The sequence below is a fragment of the Photorhabdus sp. RM71S genome (assembly GCF_042879355.1).
In the GTDB taxonomy this organism is placed as follows: domain Bacteria; phylum Pseudomonadota; class Gammaproteobacteria; order Enterobacterales; family Enterobacteriaceae; genus Photorhabdus; species Photorhabdus kayaii.
The window spans coordinates 1-223 of sequence record NZ_JBHFKV010000339.1 but is presented as its reverse complement, the minus strand read 5'-3'; the positions used below and the strand labels follow the sequence as shown (position 1 = coordinate 223).

Below are 223 nucleotides of genomic sequence, written 5' to 3'. Positions count from 1 at the left end.
AGAAACATGACGCTCAGAACGCTATCAGATATCTGTTTTGTTTTGGGTGCAAAACCAAATATAACAATTACTCTAGATGGCAGGGATGTTTCCTTACCCATTGATAAAAAACAAAAAAGCGACCAACTTTCATGGCGTAATGATGATAATTGTGCAGGTATTTTTCTTGGGAAGGAAAAAAACAGAAAAATTTCTCAGGCGGATATAATAGAACTAACATCAG

1 pseudogene is annotated in these 223 nt (G+C 35.4%); it reads left to right on the top strand.

Annotated elements, in window-relative coordinates:
* Window positions 1-223 (top strand): annotated as a pseudogene (locus ACGF5R_RS25125) (hypothetical protein); the annotation flags it as partial.